The 21,668-nt window shown below is 59.1% G+C and carries 18 protein-coding genes; 8 read left to right on the forward strand and 10 right to left on the reverse strand.

Features of this window, described 5'->3' with window-relative positions; translation table 11 throughout:
- Positions 1 to 761: 761 nt before the first annotated feature.
- The 3 genes from FEZ62_RS18340 to FEZ62_RS18350 form a co-directional block, all read right to left on the reverse strand.
- The gene (locus FEZ62_RS18340) at positions 762 to 1,367 is read right to left on the reverse strand and encodes an START domain-containing protein (protein ID WP_172929354.1); all 606 of its coding nucleotides are present in this window, start codon (positions 1,365 to 1,367) and stop codon (positions 762 to 764) included.
- A 31-nt stretch (positions 1,368 to 1,398) separates the two neighbouring features.
- Entirely contained in the window at positions 1,399 to 1,671 is a 273-nt protein-coding gene (locus FEZ62_RS18345; protein WP_172929355.1) for a YkgJ family cysteine cluster protein, read from the reverse strand.
- A gap of 126 nt (positions 1,672 to 1,797) precedes the next feature.
- The gene (locus tag FEZ62_RS18350; RefSeq protein WP_172929356.1) at positions 1,798 to 2,670 is read right to left on the reverse strand and encodes an NAD(P)-dependent oxidoreductase; all 873 of its coding nucleotides are present in this window, start codon (positions 2,668 to 2,670) and stop codon (positions 1,798 to 1,800) included.
- Between the two features lie 200 nt (positions 2,671 to 2,870).
- Between FEZ62_RS18350 and FEZ62_RS18355 the strand changes: the two genes are divergently transcribed.
- The 3 genes from FEZ62_RS18355 to rhtA all read left to right on the forward strand — a co-directional run bounded on the left by FEZ62_RS18355 (position 2,871) and on the right by rhtA (position 4,736).
- Positions 2,871 to 3,443 (forward strand): exonuclease domain-containing protein, encoded by a 573-nt coding sequence (locus FEZ62_RS18355; protein ID WP_069900166.1) that lies wholly within the window; start codon positions 2,871 to 2,873, stop codon positions 3,441 to 3,443.
- A 50-nt stretch (positions 3,444 to 3,493) separates the two neighbouring features.
- Positions 3,494 to 3,775, forward strand: coding sequence for a pyrimidine/purine nucleoside phosphorylase (locus tag FEZ62_RS18360; RefSeq protein ID WP_069900165.1), 282 nt, complete (start codon positions 3,494 to 3,496; stop codon positions 3,773 to 3,775).
- Positions 3,776 to 3,848: 73 nt separating this feature from the next.
- Positions 3,849 to 4,736, forward strand: a complete 888-nt coding sequence (gene rhtA / locus FEZ62_RS18365; RefSeq protein ID WP_069900164.1) for a threonine/homoserine exporter RhtA — start codon at positions 3,849 to 3,851, stop codon at positions 4,734 to 4,736.
- A gap of 5 nt (positions 4,737 to 4,741) precedes the next feature.
- On the opposite strand, the gene FEZ62_RS18370 is transcribed toward rhtA, so the two are convergent.
- Together FEZ62_RS18370 and FEZ62_RS18375 are read right to left on the reverse strand one after the other, a co-directional pair.
- A complete protein-coding gene (locus FEZ62_RS18370; RefSeq protein WP_069900163.1) occupies positions 4,742 to 6,505 on the reverse strand; it encodes an ABC transporter transmembrane domain-containing protein in 1,764 nt (587 codons plus the stop codon).
- Positions 6,506 to 6,642: 137 nt separating this feature from the next.
- On the reverse strand, positions 6,643 to 7,773 hold the full coding sequence (locus tag FEZ62_RS18375) for an ATP-NAD kinase family protein (RefSeq protein ID WP_172929357.1): 1,131 nt from the start codon (positions 7,771 to 7,773) through the stop codon (positions 6,643 to 6,645).
- A 124-nt stretch (positions 7,774 to 7,897) separates the two neighbouring features.
- Here FEZ62_RS18375 and FEZ62_RS18380 point away from each other — a divergent pair, with 124 nt between their 5' ends.
- Positions 7,898 to 8,074, forward strand: coding sequence for a PA1571 family protein (locus tag FEZ62_RS18380; RefSeq protein ID WP_172929358.1), 177 nt, complete (start codon positions 7,898 to 7,900; stop codon positions 8,072 to 8,074).
- Positions 8,075 to 8,173: 99 nt separating this feature from the next.
- Here FEZ62_RS18380 and pdxB read toward each other — a convergent pair whose 3' ends face one another.
- Entirely contained in the window at positions 8,174 to 9,316 is a 1,143-nt protein-coding gene (pdxB, locus tag FEZ62_RS18385; RefSeq protein WP_172929359.1) for a 4-phosphoerythronate dehydrogenase PdxB, read from the reverse strand.
- Positions 9,317 to 9,492: 176 nt separating this feature from the next.
- Here pdxB and FEZ62_RS18390 point away from each other — a divergent pair, with 176 nt between their 5' ends.
- Both FEZ62_RS18390 and FEZ62_RS18395 read left to right on the forward strand, forming a co-directional pair.
- Positions 9,493 to 10,887 (forward strand): MATE family efflux transporter, encoded by a 1,395-nt coding sequence (locus FEZ62_RS18390; protein ID WP_090512195.1) that lies wholly within the window; start codon positions 9,493 to 9,495, stop codon positions 10,885 to 10,887.
- Positions 10,884 to 11,951, forward strand: a complete 1,068-nt coding sequence (locus FEZ62_RS18395; RefSeq protein WP_178115994.1) for a DUF3080 family protein — start codon at positions 10,884 to 10,886, stop codon at positions 11,949 to 11,951. Before FEZ62_RS18390 ends, FEZ62_RS18395 begins: the two co-directional genes overlap by 4 nt.
- A gap of 9 nt (positions 11,952 to 11,960) precedes the next feature.
- Here the strand turns inward: FEZ62_RS18395 and tusA are convergent, their stop codons facing one another.
- Both tusA and rlmM read right to left on the reverse strand, forming a co-directional pair.
- On the reverse strand, positions 11,961 to 12,212 hold the full coding sequence (tusA, locus tag FEZ62_RS18400) for a sulfurtransferase TusA (protein WP_069900159.1): 252 nt from the start codon (positions 12,210 to 12,212) through the stop codon (positions 11,961 to 11,963).
- Positions 12,213 to 12,341: 129 nt separating this feature from the next.
- Positions 12,342 to 13,415 (reverse strand): 23S rRNA (cytidine(2498)-2'-O)-methyltransferase RlmM, encoded by a 1,074-nt coding sequence (gene rlmM / locus FEZ62_RS18405; protein ID WP_150549334.1) that lies wholly within the window; start codon positions 13,413 to 13,415, stop codon positions 12,342 to 12,344.
- 220 nt (positions 13,416 to 13,635) lie between these two features.
- Here rlmM and acnA point away from each other — a divergent pair, with 220 nt between their 5' ends.
- Together acnA and FEZ62_RS18415 are read left to right on the forward strand one after the other, a co-directional pair.
- Positions 13,636 to 16,380, forward strand: a complete 2,745-nt coding sequence (acnA, locus tag FEZ62_RS18410; protein WP_172929360.1) for an aconitate hydratase AcnA — start codon at positions 13,636 to 13,638, stop codon at positions 16,378 to 16,380.
- Between the two features lie 148 nt (positions 16,381 to 16,528).
- Entirely contained in the window at positions 16,529 to 18,094 is a 1,566-nt protein-coding gene (locus tag FEZ62_RS18415) for a PAS domain-containing methyl-accepting chemotaxis protein (RefSeq protein ID WP_172929361.1), read from the forward strand.
- Between the two features lie 220 nt (positions 18,095 to 18,314).
- Here FEZ62_RS18415 and cysS read toward each other — a convergent pair whose 3' ends face one another.
- A complete protein-coding gene (gene cysS / locus FEZ62_RS18420) occupies positions 18,315 to 19,697 on the reverse strand; it encodes a cysteine--tRNA ligase (RefSeq protein ID WP_172929362.1) in 1,383 nt (460 codons plus the stop codon).
- 101 nt (positions 19,698 to 19,798) lie between these two features.
- Entirely contained in the window at positions 19,799 to 21,463 is a 1,665-nt protein-coding gene (locus tag FEZ62_RS18425; protein WP_172929363.1) for a glutamine--tRNA ligase/YqeY domain fusion protein, read from the reverse strand.
- Positions 21,464 to 21,668: the final 205 nt, after the last annotated feature.

Raw genomic sequence — 21,668 nt, forward strand, 5'->3', positions numbered from 1 at the left:
CGGTTTCATTAGACCACTACAGAACGCTCGACGGATTGCGGCGCTACGCCGCTATCCATCCTCCGATTATCTGCAGAGGTTGGAATCCGCTTGCGATTTGCGACATGGCGGTCTCAAGCCTGGCGCGGGATTGGTGTTGATCTTGCGATGGCCTGACGGATTGCGGCGCTGCGCTTCGCTATCCATCCTCCGGTTTATCTAGGTGGGGGTTGGAATCCGCTTGCGGCTTCCGACATGGCGGTCTCATGTTTGGCGCGGGATTGATGTTGTTCTTCCGAACGCTTGACGGATTGCGGCGCTACGCTTCGCTATCCATCCTCCAATTTATCTGGCGGAGGTTGGAATCCGCTTGCGGCTTCCGACATGGCGCTCTCATGTCTGACGCGGGGTTGGTGTTGGGTTTGCGATGGCTCGACGGATTGCGTCGCTACGCTTCGCTATCCATCCTCCGATTTATCTAGATGGAGGTTGGAATCCGCTTGCGGCTTCCGACATGGCGAACTCATGTTTGGCGCGGGATTGATGTTGATCTTGCGATGGCTCGACGGATTGCGGCGCTGCGCATCGCTATCCATCCTCCGGTTTATCTATGCGGAGGTTGGAATCCGCTTGCGGCTTCCGACATGGCGGTCTCATGTATGGCGCGGGGTGGGTGTTGGGTTGCGATGGATCGACGGATTGCGGCGCGTTGCGCCGCTATCCATCCTCCGGTTTTGTTTATGACCGGAGGGGATTTGTTTGTGATTTGCTCGACGTTAACGTCAGGGTTGCTCAGCCAGTGTGCGGTAGGCCTTGAGGGTGTTGAACGGGGCTTCGACCACGAACTTGTTGGCCAGCCAGGATGGCACACTGCCGCCCGGCTCGGTGTGCACCTGATACACCACCTCGACCACGCCTGACGCTTTCGGCGTGAACGTCCAACTGCCGTCGACCTTGCTCACGCGGACCATGCCATCAGTCGGCGGCAGGTCATTCGGTGCGCCTTGCATGCTGCGGGTTACCGTGCCGTCGCTGGCTTTTTTGCTGGTGACCTTCATCACTGAATCGCGCGGCGTTACCGGCCAAGGCGTATTGAACTGCGAGTACACCCAGTAAACATCGCCTTCCTGCTTGAGCAACTTTTGCGACTTGCACTCGTGAATCCATTTACATGAACCCACGGCATCGTTCTGCAGGGCGAGCAGTTTGGGCATCTCTGCCTTGATCTGGGTGACGCCGCGATACGCCTTGTAAGGCGAGCCCGCGACCTCACTCAGGTAGACCTTGATGCCATCTTCATCCTTCACCAGATTCCACTGCTCGGCCTGCGCAACACCTGCCGCCATCAGAGCCAGTGTTGCAACCATCATTCGAGTCGACTTAGTCATCGCGCCCCCAGGGCATCATTGATCGTGTGAACTAGCATGCAACCTGCGGCGTGACAGCCGTTTGATCCTCCAGCCACGCGAGCAGGCGGATGGCCTCCTCATGTGTGTCGCCACAAACAGCCACGTCTGCCGAGAAGGCCGAACAGACTTGTGGTCGTTCCGGCTTGCCGAAAATCGAGCATAAATTATCGGGTGAAAGCTGCACACAACGCACACCGGCGGGTTTGCCTTGTGGCATGCCGGGAATCGGCGAACTAATAGAGGGAGCAATACAGCAAGCGCCGCAACCTGCGCGACAGTCCATGGGTGTTAAACCTCAAAAAGGAATACTGATCTACTCGCCGATTTTACTCGTATTTAAGCGAACTTAGCAGCCACACCATGCAAATTAACGCCTCCAGACAAGGCCTGGAGGCGTAAGCCATTTCGCTTATTTGGCAGGTTTCAAGCGCGCCAACAGGCTGGAGGTGTCCCAACGGCCGCCGCCCATGCCTTGAACATCGGCATAGAACTGATCAACCAGCGCGGTTACCGGCAGCTGCGCTCCATTGTTACGCGCCTCGTTGAGCAGAATCGACAGGTCCTTGCGCATCCAATCCACCGCAAAACCGAAGTCGAAATCACCCGCCAGCATGGTCTTGTGACGGTTCTCCAGCTGCCATGACTGTGCAGCACCTTTGCTGATCACCTCCATCGCCGCTTCACCATTAAGGCCGGCGCACTGAGCAAAGTGCAACGCCTCACTCAAGCCCTGAACCAGGCCGGCAATGCAGATCTGATTAACCATCTTGGTCAGTTGGCCGCTGCCAGCCTCACCCATCAGGCGCGCCATACGGGCGTAGGCCTGAATCACCGGTTCGGCGCGAGCGTAGGCTGCTGCATCACCGCCCACCATGATTGTCAGGGCGCCATTGACCGCCCCCGCCTGCCCGCCAGACACCGGCGCATCAAGAAAACCCAGGCCCAACTCGGCGGCCTTGCCAGCCAGTTCGCGGGCGACATCGGCGGAGGCCGTGGTGTGATCGACCAAAATGGCATCGCCCTGCATGCCAGCGAACACGCCATCGTCGCCGAGCACCACGCTGCGCAGGTCATCGTCGTTGCCCACGCAAACCATCACCAATTCGGCGCCCTGCGCGGCTTCGCGAGGCGTTGCTGCGCTACGGCCGGCATAAGTCTCGACCCAGTCGGCAGCTTTGGCCGGGTTACGGTTATATACGCACACATCATGGCCCGCTCGCGCCAGATGACCGGCCATAGGGAATCCCATTACACCCAGACCGATAAAGGCTACCGTCGTCATACAACACCTCCGAATTCATGAATTTGCAGCCTATCACGGGATTTGCTTTGATAGAAAACAGCTTGCAACAGTTGCTTTAGCTGTCTGCACAATCGCAATTGAGCGTATATGCTGCTGATTAGCGATTTTTTACTGGATTGCCAGCAACTGTTCACGCAACCCACCGCATTAACGGCATACCCACAGCGCAGGGAGAGCCCATGGGACACTGGCTGGTAATAGACCTCGAAGCCACCACCGAAGAAGGCGGCTGGCCCGTAGAGGAAATGGAAATCATCGAAATTGGCGCCAGTCTGGTACGGGCTGACGGGCATGAAGTCGATCATTTCCAGCGGTACGTAAAACCTCAGCGACGCCCGCACCTGACCCAGTTTTGCCGGGAGCTGACTCACATCAGCCAGCAAGCCATCAACAGCGCCGCGCCGTTGACCTCGGTGTGGCCGCAATTCGAGCGCTGGCTGGTAAGCCATCAACCGCATTTACAAGGTTGGGCCAGTTGGGGCGCTTATGACAAACGTCAGCTGGAGCAGGAATGGCAGCGCCACGCGTTGAGCAGTTGCCTGCATGATATTAGCCACCTGAACCTCAAGCGACGCTTCAGCGAAGAGCGCAAACTGCAACAGCCGGTCGGTCTGCACACCGCTTTGCAACTGGCCGGATTGCAATTCAACGGACAACAACACCGGGCGCTGACCGACGCCCGTAACACCGCCCGCTTGTTACCTTTGATTCTGCCGCTAGAAAGCCACGCAAAGCGGATGACGCAACGTTAACGCTTGTGCATACTTGCCCACCTTTATTTACAGCCTTTGAGGATTAGCAGATGTTCAAGGTCAATGAGTATTTCGACGGCACCGTCAAATCCATCGCATTCGGGATGGCTGAAGGCCCGGCAACGATCGGCGTAATGGCGCCAGGCGAATATGAATTCGGCACCAGCCAGCTAGAAGTCATGCACGTGGTTGCTGGCGCACTCACGGTGAAACTGCCAGGCACTGAAAAATGGGAAACCTTTGCCGCCGGGAGCAAGTTCACCGTTCCTGCAGACAGCAAATTCCAACTGCAGGTCGCCACTGAAACGGCCTACCTTTGCGAATATCGCTAAGTAGAGAAGTCCGTTAAAACCGGCCTCCAGGCCGGTTTTTTATTTGTACTGCCGCTAATTCTTAGGATGAGAGATGCACAGCCCCTTTAGTCGATTTCCAGTGTTGCTGCCGATTGCGTTGGTGATCATCGCCATGATTTCCATCCAGAGTGGCGCGTCGCTGGCCAAGAGCCTGTTTCCGGTGATTGGCGCTGAGGGCACTACCGCGCTGCGTCTGGGTATCGGCGCGCTTATTTTGTGCCTGCTGTTGCGCCCGTGGCAGGCCAAACTGACGTTGCAATCGTGCCGCTCGCTGCTGGCCTACGGCGTTGCGTTGGGGCTGATGAACCTGATGTTTTACATGGCCTTGCAAACTATCCCGCTGGGCATCGCTGTAGCACTGGAATTCACCGGCCCGTTAACGCTGGCGTTGTTGTCGTCGCGCCGGCCAATCGACTTTCTCTGGATCGCCCTCGCCGCCACGGGTTTGTGGTTGCTGTTGCCGACCAACCTGACAGACGAGCCGCTCGATCCGGTGGGTATGGCGCTCGCGCTGGGCGCAGGTGCCTGCTGGGCGATGTACATCATTTTCGGCAAGCGCGCGGGCAGTGAGCACGGCCGCCACACCGTCGCGCTGGGCACGCTGGTAGCCGCGATCGTGGTGATTCCGATTGGCCTGTGGCAAGCCGGCAGCAACCTGTTCGCGCTGGATATATTGCCCATTGCCTTTGGCGTTGCCGTCTTGTCCTCGGCGCTGCCATACAGCCTGGAGATGATGGCCCTGACGCGCCTGCCAGCCCGCACCTTCAGCATCATGATGAGCCTGGAGCCTGCGATTGCTGCATTAGCCGGGCTGCTGTTCCTCACCGAACACCTGTCGTTCAGCCAATGGCTGGCGATCAGCTTCATCATTCTCGCCTCCACCGGCACCGCCGCGACGATGAAGCCGCAATCGCCCGCGCAGCCGCAAGATTGCGGCTGACGCATCTATTGCGAATTGAACTGCAATTCGGCAAGTCGCGCGTACAACGCATTGGTCGCCAGCAGTTGCTGGTGACTGCCAATTGCCTGCAACTTGCCCTGATCAATCACCGCAATGCGATCGGCTCGGGTAACGGTCGCCAGCCGGTGCGCGATAACCAATGTGGTGCGCCCCTGCATCAGCGTTGGCAGCGCCTGCTGAATCAGGTGTTCACTCTCGGCATCCAGCGCACTCGTGGCCTCGTCCAGCAGCAGTATCGGTGCATCCACCAACAAAGCACGGGCAATCGCCAGGCGCTGACGCTGACCGCCGGAAAGACCTAAACCGGAGTCGCCCAAATGGGTCTTGTAACCCTGCGGCAAGCGCATGATGAACGCGTGCGCGTGCGCCGCCTTGGCCGCCGCCTCGACCGCCGCGTCGCTGGCTTCGGTATTGCCATATCGAATGTTGTCTTCGACCGTGCCGAAGAACAGCGCCGGGTTTTGCGACACCAGCGCAAAGCAGCTGCGCAACTGATCAGGGTCGAGCAGATTGATTGGCTGACCATCAATTAATATCCGTCCGGTTTGCGGATCGAAAAAGCGCAGCAGCAAATCAAACAGCGTCGACTTACCCGCACCGGACGGCCCGACCAGCGCGACCGTTTCACCGGGCTCAACCTTCAGCGATATTCCCTCGACGGCGAAGGTGTCGGGCCGTAACGGATAGGCAAAGTGCACATCCTCAAGCTCAATACGCCCTTGAACCGGCGTGGGCAGCTCAAGCTGACCGCTTGCAGGCGCGCGGATCTGATTCCTGGCCTGCAACAGTTCGCTGATGCGCTCGGCGGCACCGGCTGCGCGCTGCAACTCGCCAATCACCTCACTCAAGGTGCCGAACGAGGAGCCCACAATCAGGCTGTAGAACACAAAAGCGGCCAATTCCCCGCCCGAGATACGCCCGGCGATCACATCCATGCCACCCACCCAAAGCATGACGCCGACCGCCCCGAGCACCAGCACGATCACCACCGTAATCAGCCAGGCGCGCTGGGCAATGCGCTTGCGTGCAGTGGCAAATGCAGCCTCGACCGACAGGCCAAAGCGGTGTTTGTCCTCGTCCTGATGGTTGTAAGCCTGCACCGTTTTGATCTGCCCCAGCACCTCGCCGACATAGCTGCCGACATCCGCGACGCGATCCTGACTCTGACGCGACAAGGCGCGAACCTTGCGGCCAAAAATAAGAATCGGCGCAATCACCAAGGGCAACGCCACCAGCACAATCGCACTGAGTTTGGGGTTGGTGATGACCAGCAGCACCACGCCGCCGATCATGATGATCAGGTTGCGCAGCGCCATCGATAACGATGAGCCAATCACCGACTGCAACAGCGTGGTGTCGGCAGTCAGGCGCGACTGGATTTCAGAGCTGCGGTTGCTTTCATAAAAGCCCGGATGCAGTTCGATCAGGTGATTGAACACGCGCTTGCGGATGTCCGCGACAAAGCGCTCGCCGATCCATGAAACCAGATAAAAGCGCGTGTACGTGCCGACTGCAAGAGCCAGCACCAGCGCAAAGAACAGCGCAATCGAGTGCTTCAACGCCTCGGCAGACTGGGTGGCCAGGCCCTGATCGACCAGCAGTTTGATGCCCTGGCCCATCGACAACGTAATGCCGGCGGTGAACACCAGCGCCACCAACGCGCCGAGTACACGCCAGCGATAAGGCGCCACAAAAGCCCAGGCCATGCGTAATGCATTGCGTTGACGGGCCGACAAGAGAGATCGCATGGTTGCTCGCAAAAGGACTTAGACCCACTGAAGATGGGGCCTGACGCTTACTCAATCAACCCTGTCGCGCTCGATAGTCTGAGCGCGGCTGCATTCAAGCGCCGCGCCTTTGCACAACGCTAATCGCGCGAATCGGCTCAGCCGTGCTCGACCGGATAGAGCAATTCTTCGCGATAGCCCGCCCAGACTTTGACCACATCCGGGAATGCCTCATCCAGCGCGATGTCGCCGCTATCGACCAGCAACGCTCGGCCCTGCAACGTCGCAAGCTTACGTTTAGTGGCAACCACGCGCAGATTATCCAGGCCAATGGCGCGTACCACTCGCGGGCTCAGTTGCTGATTGCCGCGCCCGAGAATATGCCCTTGCCCGCCAATCGCGGTCACCAGCAAGCGCGCCGGATTTTCGGCGATCAGCTCATACAACTGCATCTCGTTCACGTCTGCCGCCAGCACTGCGCCGTTCTCGATAACATCGACGCCAAGCAACGTGGTCTTCAGGCCAAGATTTCCCGCCAGCCCGTGCAAGGTAGAGCCGGGGCCGAATACATAACGCACATCCGTCTCCCAAGTATCTTCCAGCCAAGCGGCCAAATCACTCAGCACCAGTTCTTCAGACTCAACGCCACCCTGCTTGACCTGCTGCACAAAGCCGCCCTCTTCCGGCACGGTCAGCTCGCCATACCAGCGTGCAGCCACTTTGCCGCCGCGCAACGCCGTCTCGTCGATATCGCGCACCTCGCCTCTGGCCAGGCGCACCAAACCGCCTTCGACCAAACGCCGGGTCAGCTCGCCGGCGGCGCGTGGGCTGATCGCATACACGCCGGACTGAATCTTCACCCCTGCCGGAATTCCCAGCACCGGCTGGCCCTCGCGAGCAGCGGCAGATACGTCGCGGGCGGTGCCATCGCCTCCGGCGAACAGAATCAACGCAACGTTGGCGTCCTGCAGCAACTCAACGGCTTTGCGGGTATCGTCAGCGGTTGTCAGCGCGTGCGCAGCGTCAGCATCCAGCCCTGCGGGCTGGCGGTAAGAAAAGCCCATCTCAGCGAGCAAGTCAGCGCCCATCGCCCCCGGATACGTCACGAACTGCAGCCGGTCGCGCAGCTCAAGCAAACATTCCAGTGCAACACGGGTACGCAGCGCCGCTTTGGGCTCAATACCGAGCGCCAGCGCCTCGTCGGCCATGCCATCACTGCCCTTGAAACCAGCAGGCCCGCCGAGCCCGGCCAACGGATTGATAATCAAGCCAATGTGAAATACCGCCATAAATTCCTCGTTTGGCTACGCTTGAATGGTCTTTTCAAAACCGGTAATTTTTTGGCACAGTAACTACACCGCAATAGCGCACCAGCACTATTGCCAGCTACCCCCTCTGATCAGGAGACAACTGATGAACACCAGCAAAGACGGCGCACAATCTTCGGACACTGCCAGCGCTGACCAGCCGGTGGGTGGTGCGATAATCGATGACGAAGGCCACGAAGTACCGATCACCGAAGAAATGATCCAGCAGGCCTGCGAAAAACTCGAAGTGAGCCGCACCGGCGCCAGTGAAAAACACGACTGACACTCAAGCAGGCTCATTGTGCGTGAGCCTGCATATGATGCCGCAACCCGATCAGCAGGCTGTCAGGCACGCACTGCGCCGACATTTGGTAACGGTGCATCAGCGTAATTGCGCGCCCAGCGCGCGGACTTGCTGGATCAGTGCCGGCGCCTCGCCCTGCACGCGAACGCTTAAACCGTCTATCTCACGGCGCACCGGATAGTGCTTGCGCAGCGCATCGAAGGCCGCCCGCCGCTGGCTTTCGTCGCCGCGAACACAGCGCCGGAAATCGGCATCGTCACGGCGCGGGTCATACACTGCCCGGCAAATAGTTGCCAACGCCCAGGGCAACTGCGCCTCGGCATTGAGTGTCAGTTCGGGCAACCATGATGGCGGCATCAGTTCATCCAACTGCACAGTTTCGGCCACTGCCAGATGCGCACACAAGGCCTGATAGATTTGCGCCGTGCCGCGCAATTTACCATCCAGGCTGTAGCCGGCAATGTGCGGCGTGGCGATCTGGCACAAGTCGACCAGCGCTGGATCAGCCAGAGGCTCGCCTTCCCATACGTCCAGCACTGCTTGCAAGTCGGGGCGCTGGCGCAAGGCGGCAAGTAGCGCCTGATTATCGACAACCGGGCCACGACTGGCGTTGATCAACCAAGAGCCCGGCTGCAATTGCGCCAAGCGTGCTGCATCGAGCAAGTGCTGAGTCGGGTGTTCACCGACGGCGGTGATTGGCGTGTGCAGGCTGATCACATCGCACTCGGCAAGAATCTGCTCAAGGCTGACAAAATCGCCGCCCTCTGCCGCGGCGCGCGGCGGGTCACACACGAGAACCTGCCAGCCAAGATTGCGCAGTACCTCGACCAGACGGCCACCGACCTGGCCAGCGCCGACCACGCCATAGACTTTGCCCGCAAGATCGGCGCCCTGCTGCTCTGCCAGCACCAGCAAACTGCCCAGCACATAATCGACCACTCCCCGGGCATTGCAGCCAGGCGCACTGGACCAGCCAATGCCAGCTTCGGCGAAATAGTCGAGATCAAGGTGATCGGTGCCAATGGTTGCAGTGCCGACAAACATGACCTTGCTACCCGCGAGCAAGGACTTGTTTACGCGCGTAACTGAACGCACCAGCAAAACATCGGCATCGGCCACGTCAGCCGGTTTTATACCGCGCCCCGGCAACCGGGTGATCTGGCCGAAGCCTGAAAAAAATTCGTCAACCAGTGGAATATTTTCGTCTGCGACAATACGCATGATCCAACTCCCGATAAGCAGAGCGGCAGTTTACCAGTTGCAGCCAATGCTGCGAGCGCACGGGGCTGCCAATAGCCGCGCGATTATTTCGCCAACACCTTTAAAAAGCCTGCTCCACACGCTTCCTGACCATACGGTCAAAGCGTATACTTCGCGGTTTTCCCAGAGCAAATGCCATGTCCGCAACACCCGCCAGCCAATCACGTTTTCAGCGCGCTCGCACCGAGTTGCGCGGACTGATGGTACTTGCTACGCCGATCATCATCGCGCAGCTTGCCAATACCGCGATGGGCTTCGTCGATACGGTCATGGCCGGTCGCGTCGGGCCGCGTGATCTGGCAGCGGTGGCGCTCGGCAACTCGATTTGGATTCCGGTGTTTTTGCTCATGACCGGCATTCTGCTGGCCACCACGCCCAAGGTTGCCCAGCGTTTTGGCGCCGGCGAACACGCCTCCATTGGCGCGCTGGTGCGTCAGGCGTTGTGGCTGGCATTAGTGGTGGGCGGTTGCGCCGCCATGTTGCTGTGGAACGCCGAAATCATCCTGCACAAGATGAATGTCGAGCCCGATCTGATCGGTCCGGCCATGGGCTATTTGCGCGCTGTCGCCTGTGGTTTCCCGGCTGTTGCCTTGTACCACGTGCTGCGCTGTTTCAGTGACGGTCTGGGGCTTACCCGGCCGAGCATGATTCTTGGCCTGTGCGGGCTGGTGTTGAATATCCCGCTCAACTACATCTTCATATACGGCAAGTTCGGCCTTCCCGCGATGGGCGGCGTTGGTTGCGGCTGGGCAACCGGCCTGGTCATGGGCTTTATGCTGCTGGGCATGCTGACGTGGGTGAAAATCGCCAAGGCTTATCGCGACAGCCAATTATTCAGCCAATTCGACTGGCCGCAGTGGGCCGTAATTAAACGCCTGGTTTCGATTGGCTTGCCAATCGGCATCGCAGTATTCGCCGAGTCGAGCATTTTCGCGGTGATTGCCCTGCTGATCGGCGGGCTGGGTTCCAAGGTGGTTGCCGGCCACCAGATCGCCCTGAACTTCAGCTCGATTGTTTTCATGATCCCCTATTCGCTCGGCATGGCTGCCACCGTACGCGTCGGCCAGGCGCTGGGGCGGGGTCATCCACGCGATGCGCGCTTTGCTGCGGGTGTAAGCATGGCCACCGCACTGGCATACGCGTGCCTTTCATGCACACTGATTTTACTGTTTCGTGAGCCTATCGTCGGCATCTACACCGATAACGCCGAGGTTATTGCCTTGGCAGCGTCGCTGATCGTCTACGCCGCACTGTTCCAACTGTCAGACGCGGTGCAGGTCACTGCGGCCGGCGCGCTACGCGGCTATCAAGACACCCGAGTGACCATGCTGCTGACATTGTTCGCCTACTGGGGCATCGGCCTGCCGATTGGCTATGCGCTGGGCCTGACCGACTGGCTGGGCGAGCCCAGCGGCCCACGTGGTCTCTGGCAAGGCCTTGTAGTGGGCCTTACCTGCGCGGCGATCATGCTCGGTTATCGGGTTTCGACCAGCGCCCGCAAGCGGATCAAGTCGTCTACTATTGGCGAATGATCGCCCGCAGCCTTGTCCTTCTTCTGCTGTTTACCCTCAGCGCCTGCCAGCCGGGTGATGATGGCCTGGCATTGCAGGCCGACTACCTCAAGCGCCTGAATGGCGCGCTGGACGGGGCTGGAGTCGAACCGTTCGACAGCAAACGATTGGCGCAATACCGCCTGCCTGCGCGACGCCTGCGCGTTAGTGAAATCAGCGATATCCGCATCAGCCTGCTCGACCTGTTGATTGATGTGCGCCGCTGCCCGGATTTGCAGCTGCTCATCAGTGAACGCAACAGCATTCTCGGTAAACAGATGCAGCCCAGCAGCCGCCTCGGCTATGAAGGCGACCTGCTGCGGGCGATAGACGCGTGCCGGGCGTATTTGCAGACCCAACCCGATCAGTCACTTAATCAGACGCTGGCAACGCTGCAAGCGCAAAAGCGCGATCAACTGTTGCAGGTGTACTGGAATGCACTCAATGCCAGCCCAGAGTTCGAGCACAGCCTGCGCTTTAGCCAGCAGGCGTTGCCGGTAAGTGCCACACGTGAGAATCCGGCGGTGCAGGCATTGGCGCAACTGGCTCAAGTTGGCAGCCAGTTACCGCAGCAAATGCCACCGGCCACGACCCAACTCGATCCGCTGCTTTTCACCTTGCAGGCCGACCAGCAAGCGCCGCAATTGATCACCAGCCTGCTCAGCCTGACCGACACCCTTGAGCAGGCCAGCGCGCTGCTTGAGCAACGCTTGCGCAAACGGCCGCTGTGCCCGATTGGCAAGCCGACGCAGCGTGCGCGGGTTATGCAGAATATTTTCGTTAAATACTACGCAGGCAGCCTGCAACCGTATCTGGCTACGGTTAGCCAGCAAGGCTCACAGTGGAGTGAATCGCTGCTGCAACTGGCGTCTGTTGAGCAGATCCCGCCTGCGCTGCACACTTACCTGCAACAACTGGCGGGAACTGACGATTCGCTTTGGCAAGGGTTTCAGACGGCCAACAAGCGCCATGTAAAGGCTTGGCAGGCGCTGTTGAAGTCGTGCGCAATGGCGCCCGGCCAATCCGGCTGGACGGATCAGCCCTGAACGCTGGTTTCAGTCAGCCTTTTTGCGAATCCAGTACAGGTAAGAACCCGCCTCTTCAGCCTGATCAAGCAACTCATGGCCAAGGAAGTTACAAAACTTGGGAATGTCGCGACGCGTCGAAGGATCAGTGGCGATCACCTTGAGCAGGCCGCCAGCTGGCAGATCGCGCACCTTGTTGTGCAACATCATCACCGGCTCGGGGCAGTTGAGGCCACTGGCATCGAGCGTGGCATCGAGTGATGAGTCAGGGAAGTCAGGCATAAACAACTCCAGGCAATCGGTCGCGCGGCAGATTCGCGCGCTGTCGGGTAAGGCGGTATTGATCGCTGCGCGCCTGCTTAACCGCAGGCTGAAACAGCGCGGTTGATGCATTGGCGCGCAACGCTTGGCTCATTGTACTTTAGGCTTCGCGGTACCCAGACGGCGCAAGTGACAGGTAACTTCTTCGCGGTCGTGGTAAAGCTGCTTGCAGGCAATCGAGGCTTTCACCCCACGCGCCGCCAGCCCTTCTTCGATGCGTTCAAGCAGCCGTTTCACTTCGATGTAGCGTTGTTTCATCGGCAACTTGAGGTTAACCACCGCCTCGCGGCACAGGCCTTCACCGATCCAGGTTTCCAGCAATGCGGCGTTGCGTGCCGGCTTTTCGACGATGTCGCAGACCATCCAGTCGACCATCTGTTTGGGCTTCCAGGTGAAGCCGTCAACCATCAGGTGCTGAACCAAGCCGGTGTCCATCAGGCTCTCAGCCATCGGCCCGTTATCAATCGCGGTGACCAACATGCCGCGCTTGACCAACTGATAGGTCCAGCCACCAGGTGCTGCGCCGAGGTCAACGCCGGTCATCTCATCAGACAGTCGCTCATCCCACTGCTCACGCGGAATAAAGGTGTGCCACGCCTCTTCCAGTTTTAGGGTGGAACGGCTCGGGGCCTCACGCGGAAATTTAAGGCGCGGAATGCCCATCGGCCACAGCGCTGAGTTATTCGCCTCGGCGAGCCCGGCGAATACTTCGCGGCCGCTCTTGAAGGTCAGCAGCAGGCGCGGCTTTTTCGGATCATCAACCAGGCGTCCGGATTTAATCAGGGCTTTGCGCAGCGGCGCTTCAAATTTTTTGCAGAAGTTCGAAAGCTCTTTGCCGTCATTGGTATCCAGCACTTCCAGCCACAGGCTGCCGCAGACCGGAAAGTCGGCCAGATGCGCTTGCAACACACTGATGCGATCCGTCTCGGGCAGCTCGACGAACACGCCACGCGCCCATTGGCGGGGAAATATCAGCTGCTTGAAGCGCACACCCTGCATCAACCGCTGCGCACCATCTTCTTCGGTGCAGATGAACTCGGCGCAAGCTGTGCCCGGTTTGGCTTTGGCGTAGCCGGATACTTCCAACAAGGCGGCGTGATCGGCGATCTCGGCGCAGACCTCATTCTCGAAACCGGGGCGGCAGTGCATTAACAACGTATTCATTCAAACTCTCCTCAAGGCGCGCATGATAGCGGAACTCGACCGCCGTGTCGGGAACCCTGAGGCCTAAAGCCGGTCAGCTGAATGGTAGGTTGTCTTTTACCCCAGCTACCCTAAAGTTTTATTGGAGTCATCGCCCAGCTTCAAACAGCCTGATGAGCGGCCCCCCAGAATGGCTGCCATGCCCCCATTTTTAAAAGTTTGGGCACACAAGGAGTCATGCATGCAATCCGTGGACAGTTTGAAAAGCCGCCGCACACTCACCGTCGGCGACAAAAAATATCAGTATTTCAGTTTGCCCGATGCGGCAAACACACTGGGCAATATCGACAAATTGCCCATGTCTCTCAAGGTTCTGCTCGAGAACCTGTTGCGCTGGGAAGACGGCAAGACCGTGACCCGCGACGATTTACAGGCGATGGCCAGCTGGCTCGACTCGCGCAGCTCCAACCGTGAAATCCAATACCGCCCCGCCCGCGTCCTGATGCAGGACTTCACCGGCGTTCCCGCCGTGGTCGATCTGGCTGCCATGCGTGATGCCATGAGCAAGGCCGGCGGCGACCCGCAGAAGATCAACCCGTTATCACCCGTTGATCTGGTCATTGATCACTCGGTAATGGTCGACAAATTCGCCAACAGCTCGGCCTTCAAGCAAAACGTCGATATCGAAATGCAGCGCAACGGTGAGCGCTACGAATTCCTGCGCTGGGGCCAGCATGCGTTCGACAATTTCAGCGTAGTTCCGCCCGGCACGGGCATTTGCCATCAGGTAAACCTTGAATACCTCGGCCGCACGGTCTGGACCAAAGAACAGGACGGCGAAACCTACGCCTTCCCCGACACGCTGGTCGGCACCGACTCGCACACCACCATGATCAATGGTCTCGGCGTGCTGGGCTGGGGCGTCGGCGGCATCGAGGCAGAAGCCGCCATGCTCGGGCAGCCGGTGTCGATGCTGATTCCAGAGGTGGTTGGCTTCAAACTCACCGGCAAACTCAATGAAGGCATCACCGCCACCGACCTGGTGCTGACGATCACTGAAATGCTGCGCAGCAAGGGCGTGGTTGGCAAGTTCGTCGAGTTCTACGGCGATGCACTGGAATCGCTGCCACTGGCGGACCGCGCCACAATCGCCAACATGGCGCCCGAATACGGAGCGACTTGCGGCTTCTTCCCGGTCGATGACGTTACCCTTGAATACCTGCGCCTGTCCGGTCGCCCAAGCGAAACCGTGGCGCTGGTCGAGGCCTACTGCAAGGCGCAAGGCTTGTGGCGCGAAAAAGGCCTGGAGCCGACATTCAGCGACAGCATGGCGCTCGACATGAGCACTGTAGAATCCAGCCTTGCCGGCCCAAAACGCCCGCAAGACCGTGTCCCTCTGTCGCAGGTGCACAGCGCGTTCAATCAATTCATGGATCTGCAAGTCAAGCCTGCCGCCAAGGAAGAAGGCCGCATGCTCAGTGAAGGTGGCGGCGGCGCGGCAGTCGGCAGTGACGCCATGACCGGTGGAGTCGACTACGAACACGATGGCCACACGCATCATCTGAAAAATGGTGCGGTGGTCATTGCCGCCATCACCTCGTGCACCAACACCTCCAACCCGAGCGTGATGATGGCCGCAGGTCTGGTCGCCAAGAAAGCGGTGGAGAAAGGCCTGAAGCGCAAGCCGTGGGTCAAGAGTTCACTGGCACCGGGCTCGAAAGTGGTGACCGAATACTTCAAGGCTGCCGGCCTCACCCAATACCTCGACCAACTTGGCTTCGATCTGGTCGGCTATGGCTGCACAACCTGTATCGGTAACTCCGGGCCTTTACCCGAAGCCATCGAGGCAGCCGTGCAGAAAGCCGACCTTACGGTGGCATCAGTGCTTTCAGGCAACCGCAACTTCGAAGGCCGCGTGCATCCGCTGGTGAAAACCAACTGGCTGGCCTCGCCGCCCCTGGTTGTCGCCTATGCGCTGGCTGGTAACGTGCGCATCAACATCGCCGAGGAATCGCTGGGCGACGACCGCGACGGCAATCCGGTCTACCTCAAGGATATCTGGCCGACCCAGAAAGAAATTGCCGAAGCCGTACTGAAAGTCGACACGGCGATGTTCCACAAGGAATACGGCGAAGTGTTTGCCGGCGACGAGCAATGGCAAGCGATCAAGGTTACAGAGTCGGACACTTATGTGTGGCGCGATGATTCGACCTACATTCAGCACCCGCCGTTCTTCGAGGACATCAACGAGCCAGCACCGCCGGTAGGTGACATCAAAGAGGCGCGCATCCTCGCCCTGCTGGGTGACTCGGTCACCACCGACCACATCTCCCCAGCCGGTAACATCAAGACAGACAGCCCCGCCGGGCGCTACCTGCGTGAGCAAGGCGTGGAGCCGGTGGACTTCAACTCTTACGGCTCACGCCGCGGCAACCATCAGGTGATGATGCGCGGCACCTTCGCCAATATCCGTATCCGCAACGAAATGTTCGACGGCGAGGAAGGCGGCAACACCCTGCACTATCCGACCGGCGAAAAGCTCTCGATCTACGACGCGGCCATGCGTTATCAGGCGCAAAACACGCCGCTGGTTATCGTTGCCGGCAAGGAATACGGCACCGGCTCATCCCGCGACTGGGCGGCAAAAGGCACTAACCTGCTTGGGGTCAAAGCGGTTATTGCTGAAAGCTTCGAGCGCATCCACCGCTCGAATCTGGTGGGCATGGGTGTGCTGCCGTTGCAGTTCAAAGCCCCCAATATCCGCAAGAGCCTGAACCTGACGGGCGAGGAAACCCTCACCATCAGCGGCCTTGAAGGCACAGAACTAGAGCCGATGATGAACCTGATCGTCAACATCACCCATACCGACGGCAGCACCGAACGGATTGAAGTGCTGTGCCGGATCGACACGGTAAACGAGGTTGAATACTTCAAGGCTGGCGGGATTCTGCATTACGTTCTGCGTGAGCTGATAGCCGCTAAATAGAGGTCTGCGTGGGTACTTGAGGCGTTCAAGTACCCACTTTCTCTGGTATTTATTGATCCAGATCAATAAACCCTGGTTTTTTGCCAATCCCTTCTCAACTTTACTGCGCCTGGGCCGATGCATAAGCATTACCACCGGGACCATCACCATGCGCAATAATCAGCCTGTTACCCAGCGTGAACGTACCTTCTCAGCAGACCAGCGCCTGATATCGACCACCGATACCAAGGGCCAGATCACTTACTGCAACGATGAGTTTGTCAAAATCAGCGGCTTCTCGATGGATGAGCTGATACGCGCTCCGCACAACCTTGTGCGCCACCCGGATGTACCACCTGCGGTGTTCCAGCACATGTGGAGCACCTTGCAGCAAGGTCGCCCGTGGATGGGCATCGTCAAGAACCGTTGCAAGAATGGCGATCATTACTGGGTCAACGCTTACGTCACGCCGATCCTCAGCAACTCCCAAGTTATCGGTTTCGAGTCGGTTCGGGTTAAGCCGACTGCCGAGCAAATCAGCCGTGCCGAGCAGCTGTACGCGCGCGTGAACTCAGGCAAGCCGGCGGTGGCCAGCAGCGACAGCTGGTTGCCGCGCACCCTCGACCTGCTTCCTTACATCGGCATCGGCCTGTTCGGTTGCGTAGCCGCACAGCTGATTGAAAGCAACTGGGCCTTGCTGGCGACCGTTGCTGCCTCGATTCCGCTGGGCTTGATGGCACTCAACTGGCAACAGCGCGGCCTCCAGCGCCTGCTCAAACTGTCGGAAGAAACCATCAGCGATCCGATGATTGCGCAGATGTACACCAGCAGCAAAGGCGCTGTAGCGCGCCTGGAAATGAGCGCACTGAGCCAGGAAGCGCGCCTTAAAACCTGCCTGACCCGCTTGCTCGACAGCGCCGAGAATCTCGCTGAACAAGCCAGCCAGGCCGATACGCTGGCGATCAACAGTTCTTCCGGTCTTGAACGCCAACGTCAGGAAACCGAACAGGTGGCCACGGCCGTCAACGAGATGGCTGCGACCACACTGGAAGTCGCCAGCAACGTTGCACGCACGGCGATTGCCACTCAGGAAGCCAACCGCCTCACCCGCGAAGGTCGCACGATCACTGCGCAAACCCGTGAAGCCATCGAGCGCTTGTCGGTGTCCGTGGGTGAAACCGGCGAAACCGTGACTCGTCTGGCGCAGGACAGCAACGAAATTGGCAGCGTGGTCGATGTGATCAAAGGGATCGCCGACCAGACCAACTTGCTGGCCCTCAACGCCGCGATCGAAGCGGCGCGTGCGGGCGAGATGGGCCGTGGCTTTGCCGTGGTCGCCGACGAAGTACGTTCGCTGGCGCAGCGCACCGGCGAGTCAACCGGACAGATCCACCAACTGATCGCCAAACTGCAGCGCACCGCAGAAGAGGCCGTGGTCGCCATGCAAATCGGTCGTTCGCAGGCCGATGAAGGCGTCAAGCAGGTTCTGCTGGCGGATCAGGCGTTGATGGGGATCAGTGACTCGGTGGAAAATATCGCCGGCATGGCCGACCAGATCGCCGCCGCCGCTGAAGAGCAAAGTGCGGTCGCCGACGAGATCAACCGCAACATCACCAACATCGCCCAGTTGTCGGACCAGACCGCAGAAGACGCACAACAAACCGCTCGCCTGAGCAAAGCCCTCACCGGCAACGCCAAAGGCCAGCAGTCGCTGGTGGAGCGCTTCAATCGCTAAGAACGTGTGCAATAGCGGCGGCTGAGCAAACAGCCCGCGCTGAATACAAAAGCCGTTATCAGTTACCTGATAACGGCTTTTTTTGTGGCCTCGGAAAACGCTGCAATTGCAGGGCATGGAACAGCCGGATCGACCCGGCTTTGCTGACTACAGGTGCGAAAACTCTATCCTGTTGTAGCCAGCAATTTTCAGCACAGAAGCATTGGGCCGCGCCGCCAGCTTACTCAGCCAAACGCCAGGTCGTGCCGCCTTTGCCGTCTTCCAGAACCACACCCATTGCCGTCAGTTGATCGCGGATGCGGTCGGACTCGGCCCAGTTCTTGTCGCTGCGTGCCTGGAGGCGCGCGGCAATCAGTGCTTCGACCTCGGCTGCATCGACCTTGCCTTCGGCACCGGCCTGCAGGAACGCTTCAGGCTCCAGTTGCAGCACACCGAGCACGCCCGCTAGCTCTTTCAAGCGCGCAGCCAAGCCCGCAGCAGCCTGGAGGTCGGTGTCGCGCAGGCGGTTAACCTCACGGACCATTTCAAACAGCACAGCGCAAGCTTCCGGCGAATTGAAGTCATCATCCATTGCTTCAGAGAAGCGCGCTACGAATGCATCACCGCCAGCCGCTGGCGCTTCTGGCAGACCCTTGAGCGCGTGGTAAAACCGCTCCAGCGCGCCTTTGGCTTCCTTGAGGCTGTCTTCCGAATAGTTGATCGGGCTGCGGTACTGGCTCGACACGAGGAAGTAACGCACCACTTCGGGGTGATACTTTTGCAGCACTTCGCGAATGGTGAAGAAGTTGCCCAATGACTTGGACATTTTCTCGCCATCGACGCGCACCGCCCCGGCATGCATCCAGGCGTTGGCGTAGAGCTTGCCGGTAGCGGCTTCGCTCTGGGCGATTTCGTTTTCGTGGTGCGGGAACACCAGATCCGGACCGCCGCCGTGAATGTCGAAGGTTTCGCCAAGGCAGCAGGTCGACATCACCGAGCACTCGATATGCCAGCCCGGACGGCCTTCGCCCCACGGCGACTGCCAGCTTGGCTCGCCCGGCTTGGCGCCTTTCCACAGTACGAAGTCGAGCGGGTCTTGTTTCGACTCATCGACTTCGATTCGCGCGCCGATGCGCAGGTCTTCGATTTTCTTGCGCGACAGCTTGCCGTAACCGACGAACTTGCCGACACGGTAGTAAACGTCACCGTTGCCTGGCGCGTAGGCGAAGCCTTTGTCGATCAATGTCTGGATCATCTGGTGCATGCCGGCGATATGGCTGGTAGCACGCGGCTCGATATCCGGACGCAGCACATTCAGGCGCGCTTCGTCTTCGTGCATGGCGGCGATCATGCGATCAACCAGCACCTCAAAACCTTCACCGTTTTCCTGTGCGCGACGAATGATTTTGTCGTCGATGTCGGTGATGTTGCGCACGTAGGTCAGTTCATAGCCGCGATGCCGCAACCAGCGTGCGATCACGTCAAACGCGACCATCACCCGGGCGTGACCAATGTGGCAGAAGTCATAAACCGTCATGCCGCAGACATACATGCGCACATGGTTGCCTTCGAGGGGTTTAAGTTCCTGCTTGGTTTTGCTCAGCGTGTTGTAGATGGTCAGCATAATCAATCCTTAAACGCGGCCCTCACAGGCCACTTAATCTTCGAGTGGCTGCGCCCGCCAACACAATGGGCGGGCGCAGCTGACTCAGCGCTGCAACGGGCTCAGGCCCAGGAATCGCGCAGCGTTACCGTGCGGTTGAACACCAGTACGTCTGGCTTCGAGTCTTTCGAGTCGAGGCAGAAGTAGCCTTCGCGCTCGAACTGGAAGCGGTCTTCAAGGTTAGCATTGGCCAGTGACGGCTCAGCGCGACAGCCCTTGAGCACAACCAGCGAATCGGGGTTGATGTTGTCGAGGAAGCTTGCGCCCTCCTCGGCTTTTTCCGGATTAGCCGAACGGAACAGGCGATCGTACAGGCGCACTTCGCACTCGACGCTGGCGTCTGCCGGAACCCAATGCACAACGCCCTTGACCTTGCGCCCTTCCGGGTTCTTGCCAAGCGTTTCGGGGTCGTACGAGCAACGCAGTTCGATCACATTGCCGTCGGCATCTTTAATCGCCTCATCGGCGCGGATCACGTAGCTGCCACGCAGACGGACTTCACCGCCCGGTTCAAGACGCTTGTAGCCCTTTGGCGGGTTCTCTTCGTAATCACCGGCGTCGATGTAGATCTCACGAGAGAACGGCAGCTCACGCACACCCATATCCTGCTTGGGATGACGCGGCAGGCTCAGCGTTTCGACCTGATCTTGCGGGTAGTTGGTGATGACCACTTTCAGCGGCTTGAGCACACACATGGCGCGCGAAGCGTTTGCATCGAGATCGTCACGGATGGCGAACTCAAGCATGCCGATATCCACGACGCCACCGGCGCGGTTGACCCCGATCAGGTCACAGAAGTGACGGATCGACCCTGGCGTGTAACCACGGCGGCGGAAGCCGACCAGTGTTGACATGCGCGGATCATCCCAGCCACTTACGTGGCCTTCGTCGACCAATTGCTTGAGCTTGCGCTTGCTGGTGATGGTGTAGTTGAGGTTCAGGCGCGCGAATTCGTACTGACGCGGCTGTGCCGGAACTGGCAACTGCTCAAGGAACCACTCGTACAGCGGGCGGTGATCTTCGAACTCCAGCGTGCAGATCGAGTGGGTAATCCCTTCGATGGCATCGGACTGGCCGTGGGTGAAGTCATAGCTCGGGTAGATGCACCACTTGTCACCGGTCTGGTGGTGATGGGCATGGCGAATACGGTACAGAATCGGGTCGCGCAGGTTGATGTTCGGCGCGCTCATGTCGATTTTTGCCCGCAGCGAACGCGCGCCGTCAGCAAACTCGCCGGCTTTCATGCGGGCGAACAAATCGAGGTTCTCTTCAACCGAACGGTCACGGAACGGGCTGTTCTTGCCCGGCTCTGTGAGGCTGCCACGGTAGGCACGCGACTCTTCCGGCGACAAGTCGCAAACGAACGCCTTGCCCGCCTTGATCAGCTCGACGGCCCATGCGTAGAGCTGGTCGAAATAGTTGGAGGCGAAACGAATATCACCCGCCCAGTCGAAGCCCAACCACTGCACGTCCTGCTTGATCGAGTCGATGTATTCCTGATCTTCCTTGGCCGGGTTGGTGTCATCGAAACGCAGATGACAATCACCGCCAAATTCTTTGGCCAGGCCAAAGTTCAGGCAAATCGACTTGGCGTGACCGATATGCAGGTAGCCATTGGGCTCCGGCGGGAAACGCGTGATCACCTTCGCATGTTTGCCTGATTCCAGATCTGCCTGGACGATAGGACGAAGGAAGTTAGTGGCGACAGGAGTCTCTGGCTTGCTCATGGGATCCTTTGAAGGTGCAGGTGCGCGGCATGCGCGGCCGACTAAAACAGGGAGACGCATCAACTGAGAGCGCCCGGACCCGTTACTGAAAATGCGTTGAACCCCGCAACAGAGGGGTCAGTGTCAGGCCAAATCAGCCACAAACACGAAGATTTTCAGCCACAGGGGCAGGCGCAATAGTTTTTTAGCGAATCCAAAGCGCCTA

The organism is Pseudomonas sp. MS19 (assembly GCF_013277615.1).
In the GTDB taxonomy this organism is placed as follows: Bacteria; Pseudomonadota; Gammaproteobacteria; order Pseudomonadales; family Pseudomonadaceae; genus Aquipseudomonas; species Aquipseudomonas marincola.